Raw genomic sequence first — 20571 nt, 5'->3', positions numbered from 1 at the left:
TAAATGATATACTTACTAACTAATATAAAATTAACTTTTCATATCCCCTTGTCATTATTTGTATTCAAACTTAGCTCTTAGTTCGAAATCATCATTCTCTTCTACATTAAAGAGTAGATAGTTTAAGTAGTTATTGTCTTGTACTGATTTATAAACTATACCATCAAAATTAGCGTTTATAGCCGCTAAATATATAAGATTGGTAATTGAATATTCCTTTTTAACTGTAGCATTGTTATTATAATCAGGAATTTCTGATATCAACTTATAATAATCATAGTCGCTAAACAGACTATCTACAGGGAGCAAGACCTTATCTTCTTGAAGTTCAAATATTCCCACGGTTAGCTGTTCACCTTCTTGCTTTCTCAGCTCTTTAGGCAATACCAGATACGAATTAGATGTGTAGAAAGTTTTACTTCCGACTGTATTATATCTACCGTTACTTGAATAACCATAAGGAGCAGCCCATATTTGAGAATTACTATAGGGTTGTTCTTGTGTACTGTGTTTCCGGGCATGATACACATATCGACCTTCGCTTAAAATAATTGGTTTAACTTCAACGGTTCCTTCTCTAATTGTTTTTACTAACTTAATTAACTTTTGAAAATTTATATCGGTACAATAAATTGAGTTTTCGTAATTTTCTTTCAGATAAGCAAGTTGTTCCATGGAAAATGAATCTGCTAACAAAGTTAATAACTCCGGAATATTGTCCCCATAAAATTCCCTAAAAAAGTCATTATTATCATGTTGAGTGTAAACTGTGTCATAAAGATCAAAGTGCCCAAAGTCAAATTTATCTTCATAACTTTCCCCCGCACCATGGTTACAACCTTTACAGATTAGATTCTTAGCAATGCCCTCCATTTCAGATTCAGTAATTGCTGAGCTAAATGCTTCCTGTATAAAATCTAATACATAATTTCCTAAGGGGATGCGGTCTAATATTCTATCCCTAATTTCATCATCACCTTCATCTCTGCCACTGAAGGTATGTCTAATTGTTGAAATCATTTCATCCTGTTCTGAGCAATACTCACAATTAACTATAAGCTGACTTATAGAATTTCCTACTAACTCTAAAAGCTCATCAAAAAAGTACTGATCATTTTCAATAATAGGTTCTAGTTTTTCTATCTCCCAATCACAATTCTCACATTTTTCATAGTAATTATTCAATTCAATGTAACGTCCAATAAGTTTATCAAACTTCTGATTTTGATTTAATACTGTCAAAATCTTCTCTGCTGCTAGCACTTTTTCATAATCATAACAGTGCATACAAATCATTCCTATCCCTCCCCAGTTTATAAAAATATATTTGAATAAAATTAACAACTTAATAAAAAGCCTTTCTAACATATTTATACATAGGACTTACTATTTCTACTTTAGTTCGTATAATTAAATTGTTTAGTTTATATTTCAATTATTTCGAAAAACAAAAAGTGTCGAATTTCTTAAATGAAAAAAGTTAACCTGATCTATTATTAAAGTCCTTTTCGCTTATTTATTATACAATTTATATATGAACCAAATAGTTTTAAATTTAAATCCCACCTATAACTAAATGTTATTTTAAATACATTATGATTTAACATTTATAAATTATTTCATTTACAATCTCTTATTAAGAATTCGTAGCTATCATGCTCCCTGTAAACCTCTTTATACAAAACCCCCTTAATACCCTGATCTTGAATTATTTGTTTAATTTCTTTTCTATCTCTTTCACTACAATTTAGCCCAAATACAACTTCAGAAATTTCTCCCTCTATAGAGCATAGTCCATATTGCTCTTTTACCCCACGCCATTCACTCTCGTATTTCCATTCCTGTGTTTTTGTTTGTAACGCCAATTGTAAATGTGGATCATCTAAACTAATTTCAAATTCATTATGATCTTTATACATTTTCAGAACACTGTTGTATTCTTTTAAATTTATTTCAGGTACCTCTGTTGATTTCACATAATTAACTTTTTTATAAGCATTTTCATTAAAATTACTGATGCCTATTGCAATTCCCTTATGATTATCCCCATAGTGTGACCACATCAATGTACTTAATGGGTTGTCACTCAAACTCAAAATACCTACTTTTTTTAACATGGTATTAATGGATTCTAAAAACCCTTCAGCCTTTGAAAGTTTTCTTCCTCTTTCTTTATACCAGTTCACCATAAATTTATATTTTCGTTCAAATCCGTTTAAATTTGATATTCTTCTCTTTAATTTTTTAAACTCAGGATTATCTTTTTGTATCATTAAACTTGTTACAAATCCCGACATTTGAATCTCTTTGGTTCTTCTTATGAAAGCTTTAGCATTCTTCGCTGTAATACTTTTGACTAATCCTTCATTTGGATCATTTAAACTTGGAATACTTGCATACCAAACCTTATTATTAATAAAAATATCTTTGGTATTATCATTTATGCCTCTATATTTATACAATACCTTACTCATATGAATTTATTTCTATCCTCTCAACTTATGTATTTTAATTAGAATTTGTAATTAAATTAAGTTCACATAAAAATTGATTATTCATTTATAGGAATATTATCCTATACATTTAATATATAAAAAAACTAGAGTATTATTTAAAATGCATGCGAAGTTTCCCCTTATCGATCTACTAATTCTCCAATTACAAATTATTCATATTTTTATAAAAGATGTATCATTTACACGCTGACCGATTAGATTTATAATGCAGTTACTTTACACCTTAATATACCAATATGTATTTTTACTTACTTTTCAGCCTCTTTTTCTAATCTATTGGCTGCTTCTCTTACATCAGACCATTTATTTATATCTGTACTAAGTATTTCTTGTAATCTTTTTTGATAATCGTTAAGCACATCTATAGATAATTCTCCTTCTGCTTTTCCAGCAATGTAATATTCTATGCTGTATTTCAATTCTCTTAAACTGCTTAACGTTTTAACATCTTTTTCCCATAAACCTCTATGATCATAAAAACTATCAAATCCATTTATTACAGTTACACTAGCTGCTAAAAATAAAATAAAATCAGATAATAGAATATTATTTATACTCTTTAATCCTAGAAGAACCGTAATAAGAGCTGATACAGTAATAACAGCCATTTTATACCAGAATGCTCTTTTCTTATTTTGGTTCCTTCTTTTATTAAAGTACTTCATACTCGTATCGATATGTTCAAATAAAACAACTATTTTCTTTTGCGCACTCACAACTACTTCATTCCTTTATTTAAAATTCACCATACAATACATACCTTTTTATAATTAAGACTAATAATAAAAAAACAACTGACTATCCTTATAACCAAAATTCTAAAGTAGTATCTGAATTTAGTTAAATAGTGAAAATTCCGTTTTTAAATTAAAAAATAATATGTATTAAAGCTCCTCAATCTTATCTTTCCATTTTTTTATGGAACGATCTGACATACCATCAGAACCTTTTGGTATTACTGGAACGTTTACATCATAAGCCTCAGCATCAAATCCTATAAACATAAATGGGTGTCCCTCTGTAAGTTCAAAATATGGTTCCAATTCCTCAAAGTTGGTAACTCGATCTGTAAGATAATAAGCTAGTTTTTTTATAGGCATTAGGATAATTGCTAAATCAATCTCCTCACGTTTTAACCCTAGTAAAAGTTTATTCATGGAGCGATGAGCCGAGCTAATATTTCCAGTTTCAAATTCCATTCCTACACGTCTTATATTATCGACTTGATTAAGCCCTTTTAAATTATCTAAATCTTTTTCTTCAGACAACTTCACACTGAACTCTTTGTAGACGTCAATTGGTCCCCCTTTCTTCTTTTCCACTTTCAATACATTTAGCGGTTTCTCTCTGTACCAATTATATGTTTCTTCAAGTGTTGTATAGCATAGCTCCTTTATAGGTACTACACCATTACAATTTTTTTTGGTATTATTTATCGTGAAAATTTTTGATTCCATTGGCCACACAGGGGAACAAATAGAAGTTTTTACTTCCTTATACGCTTGCTCAATTAAGCTGTCAGTTAAAAGTAAGTTTTTAGCTGTTTCTGTTATAAATTCCTTTTCAATCTTCATTATTTTCTCCTCTATTAGTTTCTTTTTGTTTAAAACTATCTAATGTACTAAAATCCAGTAAATCCATCGGTTGCACCTCTAGTGATTTAGCAATTTTTTCGATATTATCTAACGAAACATTCCTATTACCTCGTTCAATATCTGAAATATAAGTTCTATGCAGATCACATCTAAAAGCCAATTTTTCTTGTGACATATTTTCTTTTAATAATCGTATTTGACGAACTTTTTGGCCAAATAGTACTCTGATATTTCCCCCCATAACTCCTCCTATATAATTGACGATAGTTTAAAGAAAATGATAAAATTATGTATACTATAGGTCTACAGACTATAAGTGACATGAGGTGTATAATATTGCGGTTTTTTACTATATTTGACGTAATTAAAGACAAAGCTAATCAACTAGGGCATACAGAAGATGAAATGTATGCTTTACTAAAAAAAGAAAAAATAAATAAAAAGGACTTACATGCTTTTAAGGAAAGTGGAATTATCCCAACAAACGAAAAACTTTTAAATGGAATACTTAGTTATCTTGAAATGACAAAAGTGGAATTAGAATTAAAATTAGGTAGAATACCAGCAGGATTTGAAGAAGCTTTTTTACGCAGTAGCAAGGACATTGCTAAACTTCTTGAGGAAAGAAATAGTATTAGGCAAGAAGAAAATAATATCCCCCCAACAATTCAGCCTTATTTCTCTTCGGATTTCGGCGAATTATACAATGGGAATTGTCTAGAATTATTTAAATTGATTGCAGATAATAGTATAGACACTATTTTTGCTGATCCACCATTTAATCTTGATAAGGAGTATGATGAGGGAGTAACTGATAAAAATTCTTCTAGTGGATATTTGGATTGGTATTATAAATGGATAGATGAATGTATTAGAGTATTAAAACCCGGGGGCTCTTTATTTGTATATAATATTCCAAAATGGAATACCTACCTTTCTGGGTACTTGAACGGAAAAATGAACTTTCGAAATTGGATAACAGTTGATATGAAGTTTGGACTACCTATTCAGAATAGATTATATCCAGCCAATTATAGTCTTTTATATTATATAAAAGGTGAAAAACCTAATACATTTAACGTACAGAGAATTCCATTACAGACTTGTCCACATTGCGGTAAAGAAATTAAAGATTATGGTGGATACAAAAATAAAATGAACCCTAATGGTATAACTCTTTCTGATGTTTGGTCAGATATTTATCCCGTTAGACATAAAAGCTCTAAAAATAGAAAGTTTAACGAACTATCCATCAAATTACTCGATCGTGTAATTAGCATGAGCACAAATCAAGGTAATGTTGTATTAGACCCATTTGGAGGAAGCGGTACAACATTTGCTGCTTGCGAATTATTAGGGCGTAGATGGATAGGATTTGAGCTAGGAAATTGTGAAATTATAAAAGACAGGCTTGAAAATAAAGATCAAGATCAAAAACTATTTGATAAAGTCTATGAAGAAAAAAACAAGCTCTTCCCTGCTAAAGTCAAGGAATTGCGCAAAAAAAACGGATTATGGATTGATGAAGATTTTAGATAAAATAATTAAGATAAAGGAGCAAACTTAAAATGGATGAATTCAACAAAGCATTAGAAAATGCTATTTCTGCATGGCAAAAATTAAGTGAAGAATGGGAAAAAATTGAGGCCACTCATTCTGACTTCCTTTCAGAAAAATATCCTTTTAAAAAAGATTTCAGTGAAGTAATTTGCGATTTACAAGAATGGAAAAATCACATAAACAATAAATCTTAGACTCCCTTTATGGAAGCCATCATTTTTTTCTGTTAGAAGACTCACTACAAAATTTGTGTAAAGATGTGATAGTAAAAGAGTATGTAATTTGCTCTAGCAACACAAATACATAAATAAATTTAGTAATATATAAACATATATTTGTTTCTTCTCAAAGAAATTCGGTTAAAATTTAACATTACGATCTAATGGACTTCAAACATATAATAAGCTCCAATAATATTAACAAAAGAAGGATCATAAAATCCTTCTTTTGATTAAATTACTACAGGTTTTTTATAATATAAACTCTTTAAACTTGTCACTTGTTCTTGTTTTGAGAGAATCTCTTTCCCACCCATATGATAATAACGATTGCTTGTTACCACGTCAAAATGTCTTCTCAGCCCTTCTTCTTTGATTGCAGTTAAACACATGAGCTGAATATTACATTTTTGTGCAAGTTCAATAATAGGACTCACTACATGCTCACTAGATGCCTTTCCAAACGGATTATCTGCTATAATAAATTTCCATGAATTTTCTTTCGTAAATCTCTTTTTACGAATATGCGTAATTAAGACCATAAACATAGTCATATATGACGTATATTGTTCCCCACCCGACCATTTTGCTGCAATATGCCATGGCATATAATCTATACCACTTTCCATTAAAGTCTGTTTTCGGGGTTTGAACACTTTAATTTGACACGTAGGAATTGGAGCCAGACTATCCAACATTTTTTCTGTGCTCAGCTGCTGTTTCATAAACAAATCAATTTCTTCCTCATTTTTGCTTTGATGCATCTTTTGTACATGGTGTAGCAGTGTATCCACCCAATGAAGCAGATTTTGAAGAGTAGTTTCTTCTTCTTCCCGTTTCCAATCCATTTTAATCATCTCAAAAGGCATACTGTATAACTGAATTTTTGAATGACGAGGTATTTCTTTAATATTTTCATATACTGCTACAATTCGCTGATACATTAAGTTTACAAGTTCTTGTTTATCGCTTTCAGATTGTACAAGCATATGTTCATGTTGCCGTTTCATTGCTGCAAGACTTTCAAAGACTCGTAAGAATTTACTATGAATATACTCGTAATCAAACAACTTCTCACCTTCCAGCAAACGTGTGAATTGATCTGCAAATATTTTCACTTTATGGTTATTCGTCATCTCTAAACATTCAATATACTGCTGAAACGCTCGACGTACGCGTATTCTTTGCTGTTCAAAATTTGATTTTGCCGTCTCTGTTTCCCGTTTCAGCTTGCGAAATGTTTCCATTGGATTGCTATAAATACTTTTCCACTCCTCTGTTGGTAAAACCATCGTAAGTTCTGTGCAAACAGGGAGATCCGCAATATCTTGAAAAGCTTCTAAGACCTGACAAACCGCTCTCCATTCTTCTTCCTTTTGTTTATATTTAAATTCTAACTTTTCTTGTTCTTCATAAGAAGATGTCAACTCACGTATCGCACATTCCTGTTCCTCTTTTGCATCCTCACCGAAAACATGTGGTTCTTTTTTATATACCCGTTTCACTGCATCACATTCTGTTTTCCATTTTTCTTCTTTCCCGTACACTTCTTTTTCAACCTCAATCATTTCTTTTTCCATAGTACGAAGGGTCTCTTCTGCCTTTTCTTCTGAGTTTTTAGCCTCTTCTACCTCTGTTGCAGTAATACTTCGCTGCTGATATTTTAACCATTCCCAGCATACTGCAAGTGTCTGAATTACTTCTTGCTCCTTAATTTCATTTCGCTGAGCGGCTGTTAGTAATTTTCGAATATGTTCATAACTACCGTTCTCCTGCTCCATACGTTTATTTAGCTGCTCAAATGTAATTCGAGCTGTTTCGTAATCACCCGTCGTAACTTCTCCTTCTACGAGCTCATATAAAAAACCATACAAGTTGCGAACGTCCTCGTGTTGTTTCCGTTGATGTTGGTGATCATCTACAAGACGTTGCATTTGTATTTGTCGCATCCTGATTTCTTCCTGCCTACTCTCAGCCATAGTAAGCTCTTTTTCTATGCTAATGAGATCGGCTTGTGCTTTTATATGTCTATCTTTCACAGACTGAATATCACAGTATCGTTTACAGAACGCTTCCACCTTTTCTAATTTGGTTCTCATCGTATATTTCTGTTTTTCCAGTTGTCCACATTTTTCTTTCATATCTACGATTTGCTGCTCACAAAGAGATATATCTGCACGAATTTCTTCAATCTGCTTCTCCGCTTTCTCTCCTTTTACTTGTAATAAATTTATCTGCTGTTTTACCCTCTCTTCAAACCTGTTGTCGTAAGTTTCAAAAAAAGATGTAATCTCTCGCAAAACTGTTTGAAGCAATGCTTCTAATTCTCTATATTGGTTTAAATTTTGGATATTTGTATGCAATTGACGTTCTTCTTCTTGTAGAATACGCTGCATTTCAGCACGAGATGCAAATAATTTCTTTTCTAGCGGTTGAAATACCATAACCCCTCGCTGCATACTCATAAGTATCGGCATATCTGTTTTGAAAGAAGTAAAAAGTTTTTCTTTTACTTGGAATATAATCGGAATTTCAAAACGTTCTCCTTTTAATGTACGAAGCACACGCTCTACTTGTTTAATTTGTCCTTCTTCTACTAGTATGGAATAGGGTAATAATCTATTGTTCTCTAACACGTTCTCTTTGTCTTCTTCTTCTAACGCCTGCTGTGAAAGCCATTCACTTCCGAGTACAACGTAAATTTGGTTCTTCTCTAATTCTTCTTTAATGCGTAGTAGTGTTTTGTGCGGAATGAAATAATCATAAGTTTGCAAATCCTCAACGCGTTCTCTTTGTCGCTGTACAATAAGGGCTAGTTTTTCTTTATCTCGTATAAGCTGGTCCAACTGCTTTTGAAGGGTTAAAACACATTCCTCACGCTCTTCCCACATATGAGAGATGGATTTTCCTATTCGAAGTAACATGTTTTGTACGCGCTCTTTATGTGTTATATACTGCTCCGACTCCTTTTCCTTATTTTGTTTCTCATTACTCCACTGAGCAATCAATAACGTTTTCTCTTGCACACTTTCTTCTTGTTTCTTTTTCTGTATCTCTTCTATTTTAATATTCGTTTCTAATTCTATGATGTCTTCTTTAATCTGAGTAATTTCTTTTATACACTGTAGTATAAACTGTGACTTATCGGCCACAGCCTCATCTCCTACTTCCTGCTGTAATACTTTATGATAATTTTTGTATTGTGCAAGTTCTGCTTGAATTTCTGCATTTTCTTTTGTAAGTGCATTCCCATTTTGTCGTATTTCTTTAATGATTTGTTTTTCCTCTACCATTTCTGCTTCACATACACAGAGTTTTTCTTTTACCTCTTCTTCTTTTTCTTTTCTTTCTTGAAATTCAGCATACCATGCATTTTGAAACACGCGTTTTGCTTCTTCTAATTGTTTCATCAATTCTGCATGAGATAACTCAAACGCATCCAATTCTGTTTGATAGGTTCGTCTTTCGCGCTGAAACATTTTATATTCACCATAATGATACAGTGCTCTAGCTTCTTTATGATGTTGCTTTTCAGTTTGCAGCCGATCTGTTTGTTGTGCGACTTTTTCCTGCGTACTTTGTAATTTATTTTGAAGTGATATAATCTCTTTCATAGTTTTCTGTGGCAGATAGCTGTCTTTAATCCAAAGCCAATCATTTTGTCTTGCATTCAATTCCTGAATTTCCTGTTCTACAGACGTATTTACTTCTTGCAATTCTTCCTGGTATACATGAAATGTTTTTTTCAATCGGACCAATCGATGTTGTGTATCAAAAAAAGCCTTCTTCATATTTTGATAAGTTTCCACAGATGTAATTACACTGTCTGCATTATCTTGAATCATTCCAAAGTCACGAATATCTTGTTTCAGCTCCGGAATCCGCAACAGATTATCCTTAAATCCCTTGAAAGATTCAAAGATACCTTCTTTATCCTCTTTTCTTTGAAATATCGTATCTTCAATGGATGGAATAAGCAATTTTTTTATGAGGTCTTCTACCGTTTTTGCCTTAGCGAAAAACTCAGCAACTCCTCCCTCATCCCCATTAATCTTTTGCATGTTCTTCCATTCTTCAACAAGGATTTGAAACTGCTGAAGTTCCATTTTATACTGCTCATTTGTTTCAGGAATTCGTACGCGAACCCCTTCCGCACGCTGCAATGTTCTTTTATATTCGGTATAGTTAGTTAACTTTCCATTTACCACCATCGGTAAGGTTTCAATTGTGAGCGGTGAATCATCTGAATGCGTAAAATAATAATTAAAATATTGTAAATCCTCAGATTCTGAATTTGCATTTACATAAGAGAATCCAAAGACCGCATATTTGGGTTGATCACCGTCAAGCCGCCAAGATGTTGCAATATGTCCATTTGATCGTTTGGCAACTGTTTCTTTCATTTTTCGTCCAGTTAATGTGACATTCGGCAAAATTGTTTGCATCATCAACTGAATAAAACTTGTTTTCCCACCTCCATTTTCCAAAATAAATAACATATCTCTTCCATCTGGTGACCACGTCAAATCTGGGATCACTTTTTTCCCCTCATCCAAAATGATATTACTCATACGAACTTGTAACAATCGTGGCATGCTAGTTTCCAACCCTTCCATCCGATTTTTGTAATAGATTCATTAGTTGTTCTTTGCGAAAACTATTAAAATAGTATGAAGTAACTATCCTTTTCAACTTTTCAGTTAACTCAATCTCTTTGTATTCTCGCACGATAAACAGATTTTCTTCTTGCATAAATCGAAATACCTTTAGTAAAAAACCAATACGATTATTTTCTGTCAATTCAATATTTTTTGCTTTTTCGTCATATACTCTAAGTCCGTTCCATGCTTTTACAATCCCGTCAATATCTAAGTCATAAAAGTCGGCAAGGTCTTCTGTATCGTCAAACTCTTTTATAGATTTCTCAAACTGTTCTATATGATAGTTAATCGTAGACTCCACATCTTCAATCGTCACATACACTCGAGTTGATAACGTTTGATCTTCACTGTTGTAAAATTTAGAAACCACCGTAAGCATAGCAAAATATGCCAAATACAACTCCCGATTATTTTTCAGTTTCATTTTTATACGAAGCTCTTCATTTGAATAGCTAAAAATCTCATTATCCATGTTTGGTACAATATATAAGCCATCTTTTGCTTCAAATATTTTCATATTAGCTTGTTTCTCAATCAATTGGTGTAAGATATCTTGAACTTGTTCTTTGTCATATAATTGGTACAAATCCCTCTCATTCTTTTCGATTTTTCCTTTTCGTAAAAACACAAGAAATAATTCAAATGCGGCCTCTACCTCAGTTACTTCCCAATACATATGAGTTCCCCCTCTGAATAGTAAAGTTTGCAAGGATATATCCACTCTCCAAAGTCATTGATTCTCCGTTTGGATCAATTGATACGTATCCGATTTCTGTAAATTCTGGATTTTCTATAGTCAATTCATGAAATAGTCTAGCTATCGGTTCCACAAATGGAAGCAATTCTGTCGGAATAATTTCAAATTTTGTTTCTGCTGTATGTAGAGTAACCAAAAAGGAATAAAGCATTAGCCCTTTTGTAATTCTTGTATATGCATTACTATCATCTTCCCGTAAAGTATCCAATATCTCTTTTATCGTGTAGGATTCTTTTGTTAAAAGCGGTTGTAAGAGTAGTTTTAACAGATATCTTTGTTCTCTTTGCAACTGCTCTTCCTCATACCGTTCCTTCCTTTCTTGCTCCATGAGAATTTCTTCATCAATCACAGGGATAAACATTTCTTGCTCTTCCTTCTCCTTTTTTCGCCTTTGTTTTTCAAACATGCGCGCAGGGTGAAAAAAATGAGGGATGCGTAGCGATATAAATGGTCGTACCACTTCACCAAGAGATTCAACTCCTACATGATTTCGTACGATTTCTCCTAGGACTTCTTTTTCAAAGTTAAGCTTCACGGAGAATGCGTTTAAAATCAAGTATTCTATGGATTCGCTCATAACCTTTTCCAGCCTTTGCTTTTCAATAAATAACGATTCATGTAAGGAAATTACATCTGTTAAACGGTAATCGATTTGCAAGATAGTATCTATGCCTTTTTCTTCTTTTTTTGTCAACTCTCCCTTGTAGTATCGATGCAGTGCATCCTCTACGAGATGTTTCAATTCTAAAAACGTAGTTCTTTCCCGAACAGTTTGTTCGTTTACACGCTTCATTTGCAGTTCCAACTCTTTTTTCTTCGATACTTCAATTGCGTCTTTAATAATTTTTCCTTGCAGCTCGATCATTTTTTGCTTTTCACTTCGAATCTGTAAGGATAACTCACGTACTGTCCGGAGCGCCCCATCAAACAAGCCTTTCTCCATTTGTTGTTTGAAGTATAATTGTGAAATAGAAATTTGCAATTCATTAAACATTTCTTTTGTTTTAAATAACATTTCAATCCCAACAGTAGTTAGCTTTAGCTGCACACGTTTTTCTCGCAATTCACGAATATCATACGTATCGTATTCAATATAATGGAATTGAAAATTCTGTTCCTTTTGATTTACAAAATCATAATAGGAAAAAGTATGGGGTGCGCCATTATTACGTAAATACCTGTCTACAAGGACGATCCTTAGCTCGTCCGCTTCCTGAAACGTTATTCCTTCCTTATGAGATTCTTCTAATATTTTTTGGAGAAAATAGGTGAGTTCTTCATTTGTTGTAGGTTTATTTTCGCTTAGCATATTTTCTAATATATAGAGCAAAACTGCCATCCCCAGTGATATTAAAGGATATTCTTTGAATCTATTTTTTGATTGTAATTGTAAGAGAGGCTGAAACACACTAAGATTTTTCATCCTTTCATCGAAACCATGAAACAATTCATTCCAATTTTCCATCCTATACACTTCCTAACCGACGATAATCAACTTTAGTTAATCCTTCTTGTGGGAGATAATGTTGTTTCATAAATATATTTTGCATTCTTACTGCCTCTTCTGCACCAAAATAAGAATAAAAAGCAGTTAATTCCTCTTCACTTATCAGTTGCTCCGTACGTTGCTGTATAGTATGATTTTCATGTTTTTTTAATAAGTCAAGATAGAATGGAACAAATGGTTCACAGATGTAAGGTGTATTTTTACTCATCGAATACCAAATACGGATGCCAGACGGATCCATATCCCCGTAATAATAAATATGACAATCCTGATCATTTTCTAAAATCTCCTGCATGAAAGAAATGCTATGGATGATTTTCTTACCTTCCGCGTATACTAAGAAGTCAAATGAAATACCTGACCAAGTGTTCATACCGCTTTGAAATAAACGCTTCAAACTAAAAAAAGTATCTTTATTTTCGATGATGAGTACCTGTAGTCTTTTTTTCTGCTGCTTCTTACTTTTAATATAAAAAAATGGTTCGTGTGTCTCGTAACAAGCTAGATCTTTATACGTAATACCTAAATGTTTTAATAATGTTTTTCCTTGGGGCCTTTTTAATAATTTTTCATCATGAAATAATTCAAATGAGCGCTCATTTACCGAAATTATTTCTACTACTTGTTTTCCTTCTTCATAGAGAAAATCACTTATTGCATAAATGAAGGGTTCATCGATTTGATATTGGTTGTAGTTTGTCATGTAGTAGGAAAAAGATAATGTGGGGTGAAACATTGTTAATAGTCTTTGTACCTGTATTTCGTTAGTATTTTCTTGCGGCATAAATTGATATCCATTATATAATGGTGGAAACAAACTATTTTCTCCCCAAGATTTAACTGGTTTTATAAGACCTTCTTCTACCAACTTCAACATAGTACGTGCAAATTCATTATAGTAACCTTGCTCTTCATAAAAATCTTTATATTCCCTGTATAGATACTTTTCAATGGCCTCGGTTTTTACCCGTTTTGGTTTTGCTGTTCGTAAAAATGTAAGTATGTACTCTTTCAAAATAATCACCTTTCTATCATTTATATTAATAAATAAAAAGAAAATCATTTAGAACTTAATGAAAGACTTTTTATTACTAATAGCCCAGTGAATTTACTTATTTTTCACTCTAACAAATTACTCTAAACTTGTATTTAAACTACTACATAGGGATTAATTATTCGATAAAAAAAAATTTCTTTTTAAAACCCGTATTCTCCCAAAAACTTAATGCCAAATTATTATCAAAACCAACATAGACATAGATCAAAAAACACTTTCTTTTTCAACCAATCACCAAAGTTTCCCACTAGATATATCTATTTTTATACAAGTTATCAATTTTAATCCTATATTGTAAGTTTATTCTAATATATTGCACTGAATTATTTGTTGCAAGATAAAAATAATTGATAAAATATAATTTGAATATTAAAACTTACTACTTATAGTTAGCTTCATTCTATTAATCAAAAAAACTATTTCTTTTTAAGGTTACCCAAGCGAGTTACACATATTATATAGAGGCTTAAACATGTGATGGCAGATGAAATCAATTTCTAATTTATCCAAAAAAATTCTTTACTCTTATTTACTTGGTGACAGCAAAACTCATATTGATTACTGATTTATGTCTTTCTTACCTTTTCCACAATAAAAGCTCATGCAAATACATAAGTTTCTTAGGTATATTAGTCTACTTCAATAATTTCATTAAATTATTCCAGAATTACTTTACACAAACTTTGCGGACTTTCACACCTCAATAAATTGAAAACTTGCTAAATCACCTTGCTCGATAAGAATCTTCAATTCATCTAACAAACGTAGAATAGATTTTATATTTATGTAAACTTTAAAAATCATTTGCATCTATTACATTCAATACATGAACCAAGTAATATCTCCCAATAGTTGGTTTTCATAAAAAGATAAAAACTCAATATTATCTCCTATTAAAGATGTTTAGCGGTTAACTAGTCGTTAATGCGCCCCCCAGAATTCCAAGTAAATATTTTATTGATACAAGATATAAATCGTCAGTTTTAACTATATAGTTGAGAAGGAATGCTTATAAAAAGAAGGAGGATCATGATGAAATATCAAACAATATTTCGCTCATTAAAAAAATCGCTTTTTATCTTTATACTTTCTTTCAGTATGTTAATTTTCACACTCCCTACCTCTACCTTTGCACAATCCAATGACAATGTAATTTCTGTTACAAATTACTATGTATCGCCAACAGGAAACGACCTCAATCCCGGTACATTAGATCAACCTTTTGCTACCATTCAAAAAGCTGCTAATGTCGCAAAAGAAGGAAGTACAATCTACATAAGAGGCGGAGTTTATAACCAAAAAGTTCGTGTCGCTCATTCTGGTACCTCAGGAGCACCCATTACTTTTCAAAATTACCAAGATGAAAAGGTCATTTTAGATGGTTCTAAAGTCAAGTTAGAGGATGATGGGTTATTTACAATAGAAAACAAGAATTATATTCAAGTAAAAGGATTAGAATTTCGTAATTTAAAATCAACGAAAGTTAACGAAACCCCTATTGGTATTTATATCACCGGAACAGGAAGTTACATTGATATTAGAAATAATTATATCCACCACATTGAAGCGAATGTAAAGAATGGAAATGCACATGGCATTGCTGTATACGGTACTTCATCTAGTGCACAAAATAATTTAAATCATATTGTAATTGATAATAACGAAGTAGCGAATTTGAAATTAGGGCTAAGTGAGGCTATTGCTGTGAATGGAAATGTAGATTCTTTTGAAGTTACCAATAACAAAGTGCATGATAACAACAACATCGGAATTGTTCTGATTGGACATGAAGGCGTATCTCCAGTAGCTGCTTTAGATCAGGCACGAAATGGAGTTGTTCGTAATAACATTGTCCATCACAATTCATCCATCAATAATACGAGTTATAATGAATATTCCGCTGATGGTATTTACGTGGATGGTGGGAAGGAAATTATCATTGAGCAAAATCAAAGCTATGAAAACGACCTCGGTATTGAAGTAGCTAGCGAACATGCAGGAAAAAGTGCAAGCCAAATTACGGTTAGAAACAATACGATATCCAATAATATCATGAGTGGCATTGCAATTGGTGGATATGATAGTCAGCAAGGATATGCAGAAAATAACACAATTACGAACAATGTAATTTATAAAAATGATACAAAAGATCAAGAGAGTGGCCAAATCGAATTAAATTACGATACTCGGAACAATGTAATTACCAATAACCAAATCTATGCAAGTAATAGCCGTATTTTTATTAGCAATAATTTTAATAAAAACACAGGAAACAAGCTTGATTACAATCATTACTATGGTGAATTCGATCAAAGTAATGGCTTATGGCAATGGAAAAGAAAAACATATAAAGGATTTTCATCTTATCAAGCAGGTATGAACCAAGAAGGAAATGAACAACATAGTGTATTTAACAAATTATCACCTGCGTTCAAATTAATTGAAAAATAAAGCAAATCTACTAAAACAGCTGTATCTTAGCTTATTTCATCTCCCCTCTTCTATAAAAGTGAACGTAGAGGAGCTATCAATCTCCATTATTAACAATAGAATTGGCACCTTTTATATATTGCATACAGATGTTTGCGGCTCTCTTTTATCTACAAACCAGGTATTCGCAAATTGATGTTGATTTGTAATGAAATTTAAACAAAAAACCACAAACCCATAATTTATGGTAAACAAAAAGACTCCACTTTGAAAAAGGTTTAATCAAAATGGAGTCTTTTGTTAGAAATCTGCATTTAGTTTTTATAAAAAAGATTGTTCAAAACTCATGAACATATCTATCATAATCATTTACTCATACATGAACTATTCTTCAAACCAAAACAAAACTTCAAGAGGTGCTTTTAAAACCTTCGCAATATCATAAGTAAGTTTGAAGGAAGGGTTATATTTTCCATTTTCGAGATTGCCAATTGTTTCCCTTCTAACACCAACCTCCTTGGCTAAATCTTCTTGAGACATATTTAGCTTTACTCTATATTCTTTCATTCTAGTCTTAAGTGGCATCTTGCATTCCTTTCTTTTCTCTGCGCTCAAATATTTCTAAATTAATTATAAATGTGCCTAAAGGTATGAGAAATGAAATTATAACGAATAACCGAATTATATGTAAATTTTCTAATATAAAAACACTCAAAAGTAGTATACTTCCTAGTACTACTGCTACGAAAAAAGCTCTTGTAGCGGCGATCCGAACATGCAGTATAAAAAGCTCATCTGGTACTACTTTTGCATATGCGAAGAAGAAAAAGAAACCGAAAAAATAATATGCCCATGAAATATTACCTAAAAATGTAAACGGACCTAAAAACCCCAAAAAACCGAGAAATCCTAAATAAGACAACTTATTTTTCATAAAAACCCCCATGTGATGTATTTCGCTCTTTATGTTATGAATATATCACATTAACTTTAAAATAAAAAGGACTGAAAACAGTACAATTTTTATAGACGATACGTCTATTTAATAAAGAACACAACTTTATTAAATAGTAATAGTAACACAAACACATATTATATGATAAATAAGAAGAGTCCATTTTGACATAAGCTTGTTCAAAATGGACTCTTTCTTTGTAAATTGGTATGCGATTTTCATAAAAAGTTTGATCGTTTTGTTACTCATTATTTTGTTTAACTCTCCGTCAATTTAAGTACCATTCTTCACTAATAGGGATAAATATAATGACTGTTAACCATTATATTTATGATACTATATATAATAATACAATTAATACAATGGAGGTCTACAACATGAAAAATATAAAGGAATTCCTCAACAAACCATTTATTAAATACCCATTAGCTATCATTTCAGCTATAGCTATAATAAAAACAGGCTATGATTTAGGTTCCTTCATAATAAAATTTAAACATATTTAAATCGTAAAAAGGAAATTGATCTTTTTAACAAATGGGCCATTTCCTTTTTATATTTTATCGCATCTTTTTTCAAAACATAGTGACTTTATTTAAAAGTGACAATTGGGTAATAATATGATTTCGTGCTCTAGTTAAGAGACTATGTTTAAGCATAAAATATCTTCATCTAAATCAATTCTTTTGTTATCGATAGCCCTCAAAATATAATGAAAATCTTTTATTACTGTACAATTTTCTAGAAAAAATACGGCTTAACTCTTTTCTTATTCCAAACTAGTTATATTATTCCGTATAATAAAGATATACATATATACTACTATGATTCGAGGAGGCTTTTGTATTGAACTATGGCTGGGCTGGAACTATTGAACAATTTAAGCAATTAGATGTACAGTTTTTTATTAAACAATTGTTAGATCATGTTTATAAAACCAATACAAATGATACAAAAATAGATTCTCAAAAGAGAGCATGGATTGATAGTTATAATAAACTACAAGATTTATTTAATCGATTTTCTGATTTAGATGTATCACTTATTTTTGAATATGAGATTTTACGCGGAGGCGGTCGTCGCCCAGATGTACTTTTACTGATCAATGGTTATCTGATAGTCCTCGAATGTAAAAGTTATAATAGCGTTTCACCTTCTGAATATATCCAAACATCTCTTTATATGCGTGATCTTGAACATTATCACTCAGCTATTCAACAATCTAACATGCAAGTCATAGGTGTTTTACTGCTTACAAACTATGAAGGCGAACGCTGGGTTTTCCAAAAAGAGTATCAAGTAACCCTTTCAACAGTTGATGGATTGGAAAGTATTCTTAAACGAATATTAAATAAAACAGAAGCACCAACTTTAATGCTAGAGGAAGTAATCAATGGTGTCTATGAACCCTCACCTTCTATGCTAGAAGCTGCTCGTTCTATTTTAAATAATGAACCATTCCCTGACATTAAAGCTGTATCAAGCAGTAATTTCCCAGAAGTACAACAAACTGTACGCTCAATTATTGAAGAAGCCCAACATACAAATACCCATCATCTTATTTTGGTATCTGGCGAGCCAGGAGCAGGTAAAACATATTTAGGTCTGACCATTGCACACGAGATGAAAAATGCAGTTTATTTATCTGGTAACGGCCCATTAGTAGACGTATTACAAGATACGTTGAAAAATAGAACCTTCGTACAAGGTCTATATGGCTATAAAATGGATTTTCTCGAAAAGAGAATGATTCCAAAAGAACAAATAATCATTTTTGATGAGGCCCAACGAGCATGGGATACAAAAAAAGTCGATCAATCACTCACTCGAAGAAATCGAGAAGTTCAAAACTTAAGTGAACCGGATATTATAATGAATGTTACAACAAACAATAAACCGTGGAGTGTAACAATTGGCTTAATCGGAGACGGACAAGAGATCTATTCTGGAGAAGAAGGCGGTCTCGCCCTGTGGAATCATGCGATCGCTGGAAAAAACGTGACTGTTCACTCTAAACATTCTAATTCTATATTCACAAATGCAGCACATTATAGAACACATTCTCAGCTACATTTAAACTCATCTTTCCGTGCTCATGCAGCTTTAAAATACTATAAAATTATTAATACCTTATTAGATGCTAATTTTGAACAAACAAAACAGCTTATTCATAAGCTACCAAAAGAACATTATCAACTTTTTATTACGCGTGATTTAGCCAAAGCCAAACACACTTTACATCAGCTTTATCAGGATGATACAAAAACAGTTGGCGTTGTCTGTGCTGGTGGCGCTGATCATCAAAAAGAAGTCCCTGTTCTACCAAGAGATGAACGATATGAACGCCCTAGTAAGATCGCTCAATACTTTAACTATGCCGAATCCCAATACTATTGTAGAGCGCTCAACTACAGCTCAACTGAATTCCAAACACAGGGTCTTGAACTAGATATGACGCTTGTTCAATGGGATGATGATCTATATCTACAAAATGGGAATTGGAAGGGGCAACACTATCAATGGGGTGTCGAAGATCCGTTCCAAATTAAACTCAATGCATATCGAGTTATTTTAACAAGAGGTCGGGATGGAACAATTATTTACATACCACCAAAACCCATTCTAGATGAGACTTGGAACTTATTTAAAAATCATTTGCATATTCCTGAATTGATGTTTTAAAGCTTATAATAAGAGACTATATTCTAGGATTCTTTAGAATATAGTCTCTTATTTTTTATTTTTTAACAACCAGAGAATTGTTCTTACATGCCTTAAAACATTGCAAGAAGGAGTTTCTTTAAACAACTAGTATTATAAGAAATTATCACTTAAGAAGTTGCTGTTTCTTTTATTCCCCTAAATACTGAATCGCTTTGCGATACTTCTCCAATCGTTTTAGGTCTTTATCTGTTATCCTAGCAAGTCTTGAGCGATCAGAATTATGTTTTAAGTCTGCAAGTTTAACTGTACGGGCAAGAGAATTTTCTTTCACTCTGCACAAATACTCAAAATAAGGTGTGTATTTCTCTTTTGTCAGTACCTGCACTGCCTCAACTACGTTATGAGGTATACCAGCACTTAACAGATCATTAGCAGTTATCTTTGTATCTTCCAGAACATCATGCAAATAAGCAGTAGCCTTCTCTTCGTTCGTATTTACAAAGCTAGCAACCGCCTCAGGGTGTTTGATATAATCCATACCTGCTTTATCTACTTGTCCAGCATGGGCTTTTTTGGCTATCTCATGAGCTATCTTTATATAATCAGGTAACATCGCAAAAACTCCCTTTCTTTAAACAAAATCTCCCCCTC

The 20571-nt window shown here is 32.2% G+C and carries 17 protein-coding genes; 5 read left to right on the top strand and 12 right to left on the bottom strand.

What is annotated here, in order from left to right; translation table 11 throughout:
* Positions 1 to 54: 54 nt before the first annotated feature.
* The 5 genes from MR167_RS03465 to MR167_RS03445 all read right to left on the bottom strand — a co-directional run bounded on the left by MR167_RS03465 (position 55) and on the right by MR167_RS03445 (position 4352).
* Entirely contained in the window at positions 55 to 1296 is a 1242-nt protein-coding gene (locus tag MR167_RS03465; protein WP_242313906.1) for an RES domain-containing protein, read from the bottom strand.
* 323 nt (positions 1297 to 1619) lie between these two features.
* A complete protein-coding gene (locus tag MR167_RS03460; protein WP_242313904.1) occupies positions 1620 to 2474 on the bottom strand; it encodes a DUF2971 domain-containing protein in 855 nt (284 codons plus the stop codon).
* A gap of 290 nt (positions 2475 to 2764) precedes the next feature.
* On the bottom strand, positions 2765 to 3232 hold the full coding sequence (locus MR167_RS03455) for an SLATT domain-containing protein (RefSeq protein ID WP_098298326.1): 468 nt from the start codon (positions 3230 to 3232) through the stop codon (positions 2765 to 2767).
* Between the two features lie 168 nt (positions 3233 to 3400).
* Complete coding sequence (locus tag MR167_RS03450) at positions 3401 to 4090, bottom strand: PDDEXK family nuclease (protein WP_242313901.1); 690 nt, start codon at positions 4088 to 4090, stop codon at positions 3401 to 3403.
* Positions 4080 to 4352 carry a helix-turn-helix domain-containing protein gene (locus tag MR167_RS03445; RefSeq protein ID WP_098329984.1) on the bottom strand — a complete coding sequence of 91 codons (273 nt, stop codon included), beginning with the start codon at positions 4350 to 4352 and terminating at the stop codon, positions 4080 to 4082. The genes MR167_RS03450 and MR167_RS03445 overlap by 11 nt, the downstream gene beginning before the upstream one ends.
* Before the next feature lie 95 nt (positions 4353 to 4447).
* On the opposite strand from MR167_RS03445, the gene MR167_RS03440 reads away from it, so the two are divergent.
* Together MR167_RS03440 and MR167_RS03435 are read left to right on the top strand one after the other, a co-directional pair.
* Entirely contained in the window at positions 4448 to 5650 is a 1203-nt protein-coding gene (locus MR167_RS03440) for a DNA-methyltransferase (protein WP_242313899.1), read from the top strand.
* Positions 5651 to 5679: 29 nt separating this feature from the next.
* On the top strand, positions 5680 to 5865 hold the full coding sequence (locus tag MR167_RS03435) for a hypothetical protein (RefSeq protein WP_154131664.1): 186 nt from the start codon (positions 5680 to 5682) through the stop codon (positions 5863 to 5865).
* Positions 5866 to 6122: 257 nt separating this feature from the next.
* On the opposite strand, the gene MR167_RS03430 is transcribed toward MR167_RS03435, so the two are convergent.
* Genes MR167_RS03430 through MR167_RS03415 form a run of 4 tightly spaced genes read right to left on the bottom strand, consistent with a single transcriptional unit; the run spans position 6123 to position 13829 of the window.
* Positions 6123 to 10484 (bottom strand): coiled-coil domain-containing protein, encoded by a 4362-nt coding sequence (locus tag MR167_RS03430; RefSeq protein ID WP_242313897.1) that lies wholly within the window; start codon positions 10482 to 10484, stop codon positions 6123 to 6125.
* 1 nt (position 10485) lies between these two features.
* Positions 10486 to 11226 (bottom strand): DUF6063 family protein, encoded by a 741-nt coding sequence (locus MR167_RS03425; RefSeq protein WP_242313895.1) that lies wholly within the window; start codon positions 11224 to 11226, stop codon positions 10486 to 10488.
* Entirely contained in the window at positions 11207 to 12772 is a 1566-nt protein-coding gene (locus MR167_RS03420) for a hypothetical protein (RefSeq protein ID WP_242313893.1), read from the bottom strand. Before MR167_RS03420 ends, MR167_RS03425 begins: the two co-directional genes overlap by 20 nt.
* A 1-nt stretch (position 12773) precedes the next feature.
* Positions 12774 to 13829 carry a Wadjet anti-phage system protein JetD domain-containing protein gene (locus MR167_RS03415; RefSeq protein WP_242313891.1) on the bottom strand — a complete coding sequence of 352 codons (1056 nt, stop codon included), beginning with the start codon at positions 13827 to 13829 and terminating at the stop codon, positions 12774 to 12776.
* 1074 nt (positions 13830 to 14903) lie between these two features.
* Between MR167_RS03415 and MR167_RS03405 the strand changes: the two genes are divergently transcribed.
* Positions 14904 to 16322, top strand: coding sequence for a right-handed parallel beta-helix repeat-containing protein (locus tag MR167_RS03405; RefSeq protein WP_242313889.1), 1419 nt, complete (start codon positions 14904 to 14906; stop codon positions 16320 to 16322).
* 363 nt (positions 16323 to 16685) lie between these two features.
* On the opposite strand, the gene MR167_RS03400 is transcribed toward MR167_RS03405, so the two are convergent.
* Both MR167_RS03400 and MR167_RS03395 read right to left on the bottom strand, forming a co-directional pair.
* On the bottom strand, positions 16686 to 16886 hold the full coding sequence (locus tag MR167_RS03400; protein WP_001128812.1) for a helix-turn-helix transcriptional regulator: 201 nt from the start codon (positions 16884 to 16886) through the stop codon (positions 16686 to 16688).
* Positions 16876 to 17235: a DUF3796 domain-containing protein gene (locus MR167_RS03395; RefSeq protein ID WP_242313887.1), complete on the bottom strand. Its 360-nt coding sequence runs from the start codon at positions 17233 to 17235 to the stop codon at positions 16876 to 16878. The genes MR167_RS03400 and MR167_RS03395 overlap by 11 nt, the downstream gene beginning before the upstream one ends.
* A gap of 398 nt (positions 17236 to 17633) precedes the next feature.
* On the opposite strand from MR167_RS03395, the gene MR167_RS32920 reads away from it, so the two are divergent.
* Together MR167_RS32920 and MR167_RS03390 are read left to right on the top strand one after the other, a co-directional pair.
* Positions 17634 to 17762, top strand: coding sequence for a hypothetical protein (locus MR167_RS32920; RefSeq protein WP_000789571.1), 129 nt, complete (start codon positions 17634 to 17636; stop codon positions 17760 to 17762).
* A gap of 340 nt (positions 17763 to 18102) precedes the next feature.
* A complete protein-coding gene (locus tag MR167_RS03390; RefSeq protein ID WP_242313885.1) occupies positions 18103 to 19938 on the top strand; it encodes a DNA/RNA helicase domain-containing protein in 1836 nt (611 codons plus the stop codon).
* 169 nt (positions 19939 to 20107) lie between these two features.
* Here the strand turns inward: MR167_RS03390 and MR167_RS03385 are convergent, their stop codons facing one another.
* Entirely contained in the window at positions 20108 to 20533 is a 426-nt protein-coding gene (locus MR167_RS03385) for an HD domain-containing protein (protein ID WP_000936396.1), read from the bottom strand.
* Positions 20534 to 20571: the final 38 nt, after the last annotated feature.

Origin of the sequence: Bacillus cereus group sp. BfR-BA-01355 (assembly GCF_022663675.1) — a bacterium.
Lineage (GTDB): Bacteria > Bacillota > Bacilli > Bacillales > Bacillaceae_G > Bacillus_A > Bacillus_A thuringiensis_S.
The sequence above is the reverse complement of the archived record's forward strand: the minus strand, read 5'-3'. Positions and strand labels throughout refer to the sequence as shown.

Excerpts from the sequence above, each read along its gene's own strand:
- MR167_RS03400 (WP_001128812.1), bottom strand. The coding sequence starts at position 16,886 with ATGCCACTTAAGACTAGAATGAAAGAATATAGAGTAAAGCTAAATATG.
- MR167_RS03435 (WP_154131664.1), top strand. The coding sequence starts at position 5,680 with ATGGATGAATTCAACAAAGCATTAGAAAATGCTATTTCTGCATGGCAA.
- MR167_RS03465 (WP_242313906.1), bottom strand. The coding sequence starts at position 1,296 with ATGATTTGTATGCACTGTTATGATTATGAAAAAGTGCTAGCAGCAGAG.
- MR167_RS03445 (WP_098329984.1), bottom strand. The coding sequence starts at position 4,352 with ATGGGGGGAAATATCAGAGTACTATTTGGCCAAAAAGTTCGTCAAATA.
- MR167_RS03385 (WP_000936396.1), bottom strand. The coding sequence starts at position 20,533 with ATGTTACCTGATTATATAAAGATAGCTCATGAGATAGCCAAAAAAGCC.
- MR167_RS03425 (WP_242313895.1), bottom strand. The coding sequence starts at position 11,226 with ATGTATTGGGAAGTAACTGAGGTAGAGGCCGCATTTGAATTATTTCTT.
- MR167_RS03420 (WP_242313893.1), bottom strand. The coding sequence starts at position 12,772 with ATGGAAAATTGGAATGAATTGTTTCATGGTTTCGATGAAAGGATGAAA.
- MR167_RS03395 (WP_242313887.1), bottom strand. The coding sequence starts at position 17,235 with ATGAAAAATAAGTTGTCTTATTTAGGATTTCTCGGTTTTTTGGGGTTT.
- MR167_RS03430 (WP_242313897.1), bottom strand. The coding sequence starts at position 10,484 with ATGCCACGATTGTTACAAGTTCGTATGAGTAATATCATTTTGGATGAG.
- MR167_RS03405 (WP_242313889.1), top strand. The coding sequence starts at position 14,904 with ATGAAATATCAAACAATATTTCGCTCATTAAAAAAATCGCTTTTTATC.
- MR167_RS32920 (WP_000789571.1), top strand. The coding sequence starts at position 17,634 with ATGAAAAATATAAAGGAATTCCTCAACAAACCATTTATTAAATACCCA.
- MR167_RS03460 (WP_242313904.1), bottom strand. The coding sequence starts at position 2,474 with ATGAGTAAGGTATTGTATAAATATAGAGGCATAAATGATAATACCAAA.
- MR167_RS03450 (WP_242313901.1), bottom strand. The coding sequence starts at position 4,090 with ATGAAGATTGAAAAGGAATTTATAACAGAAACAGCTAAAAACTTACTT.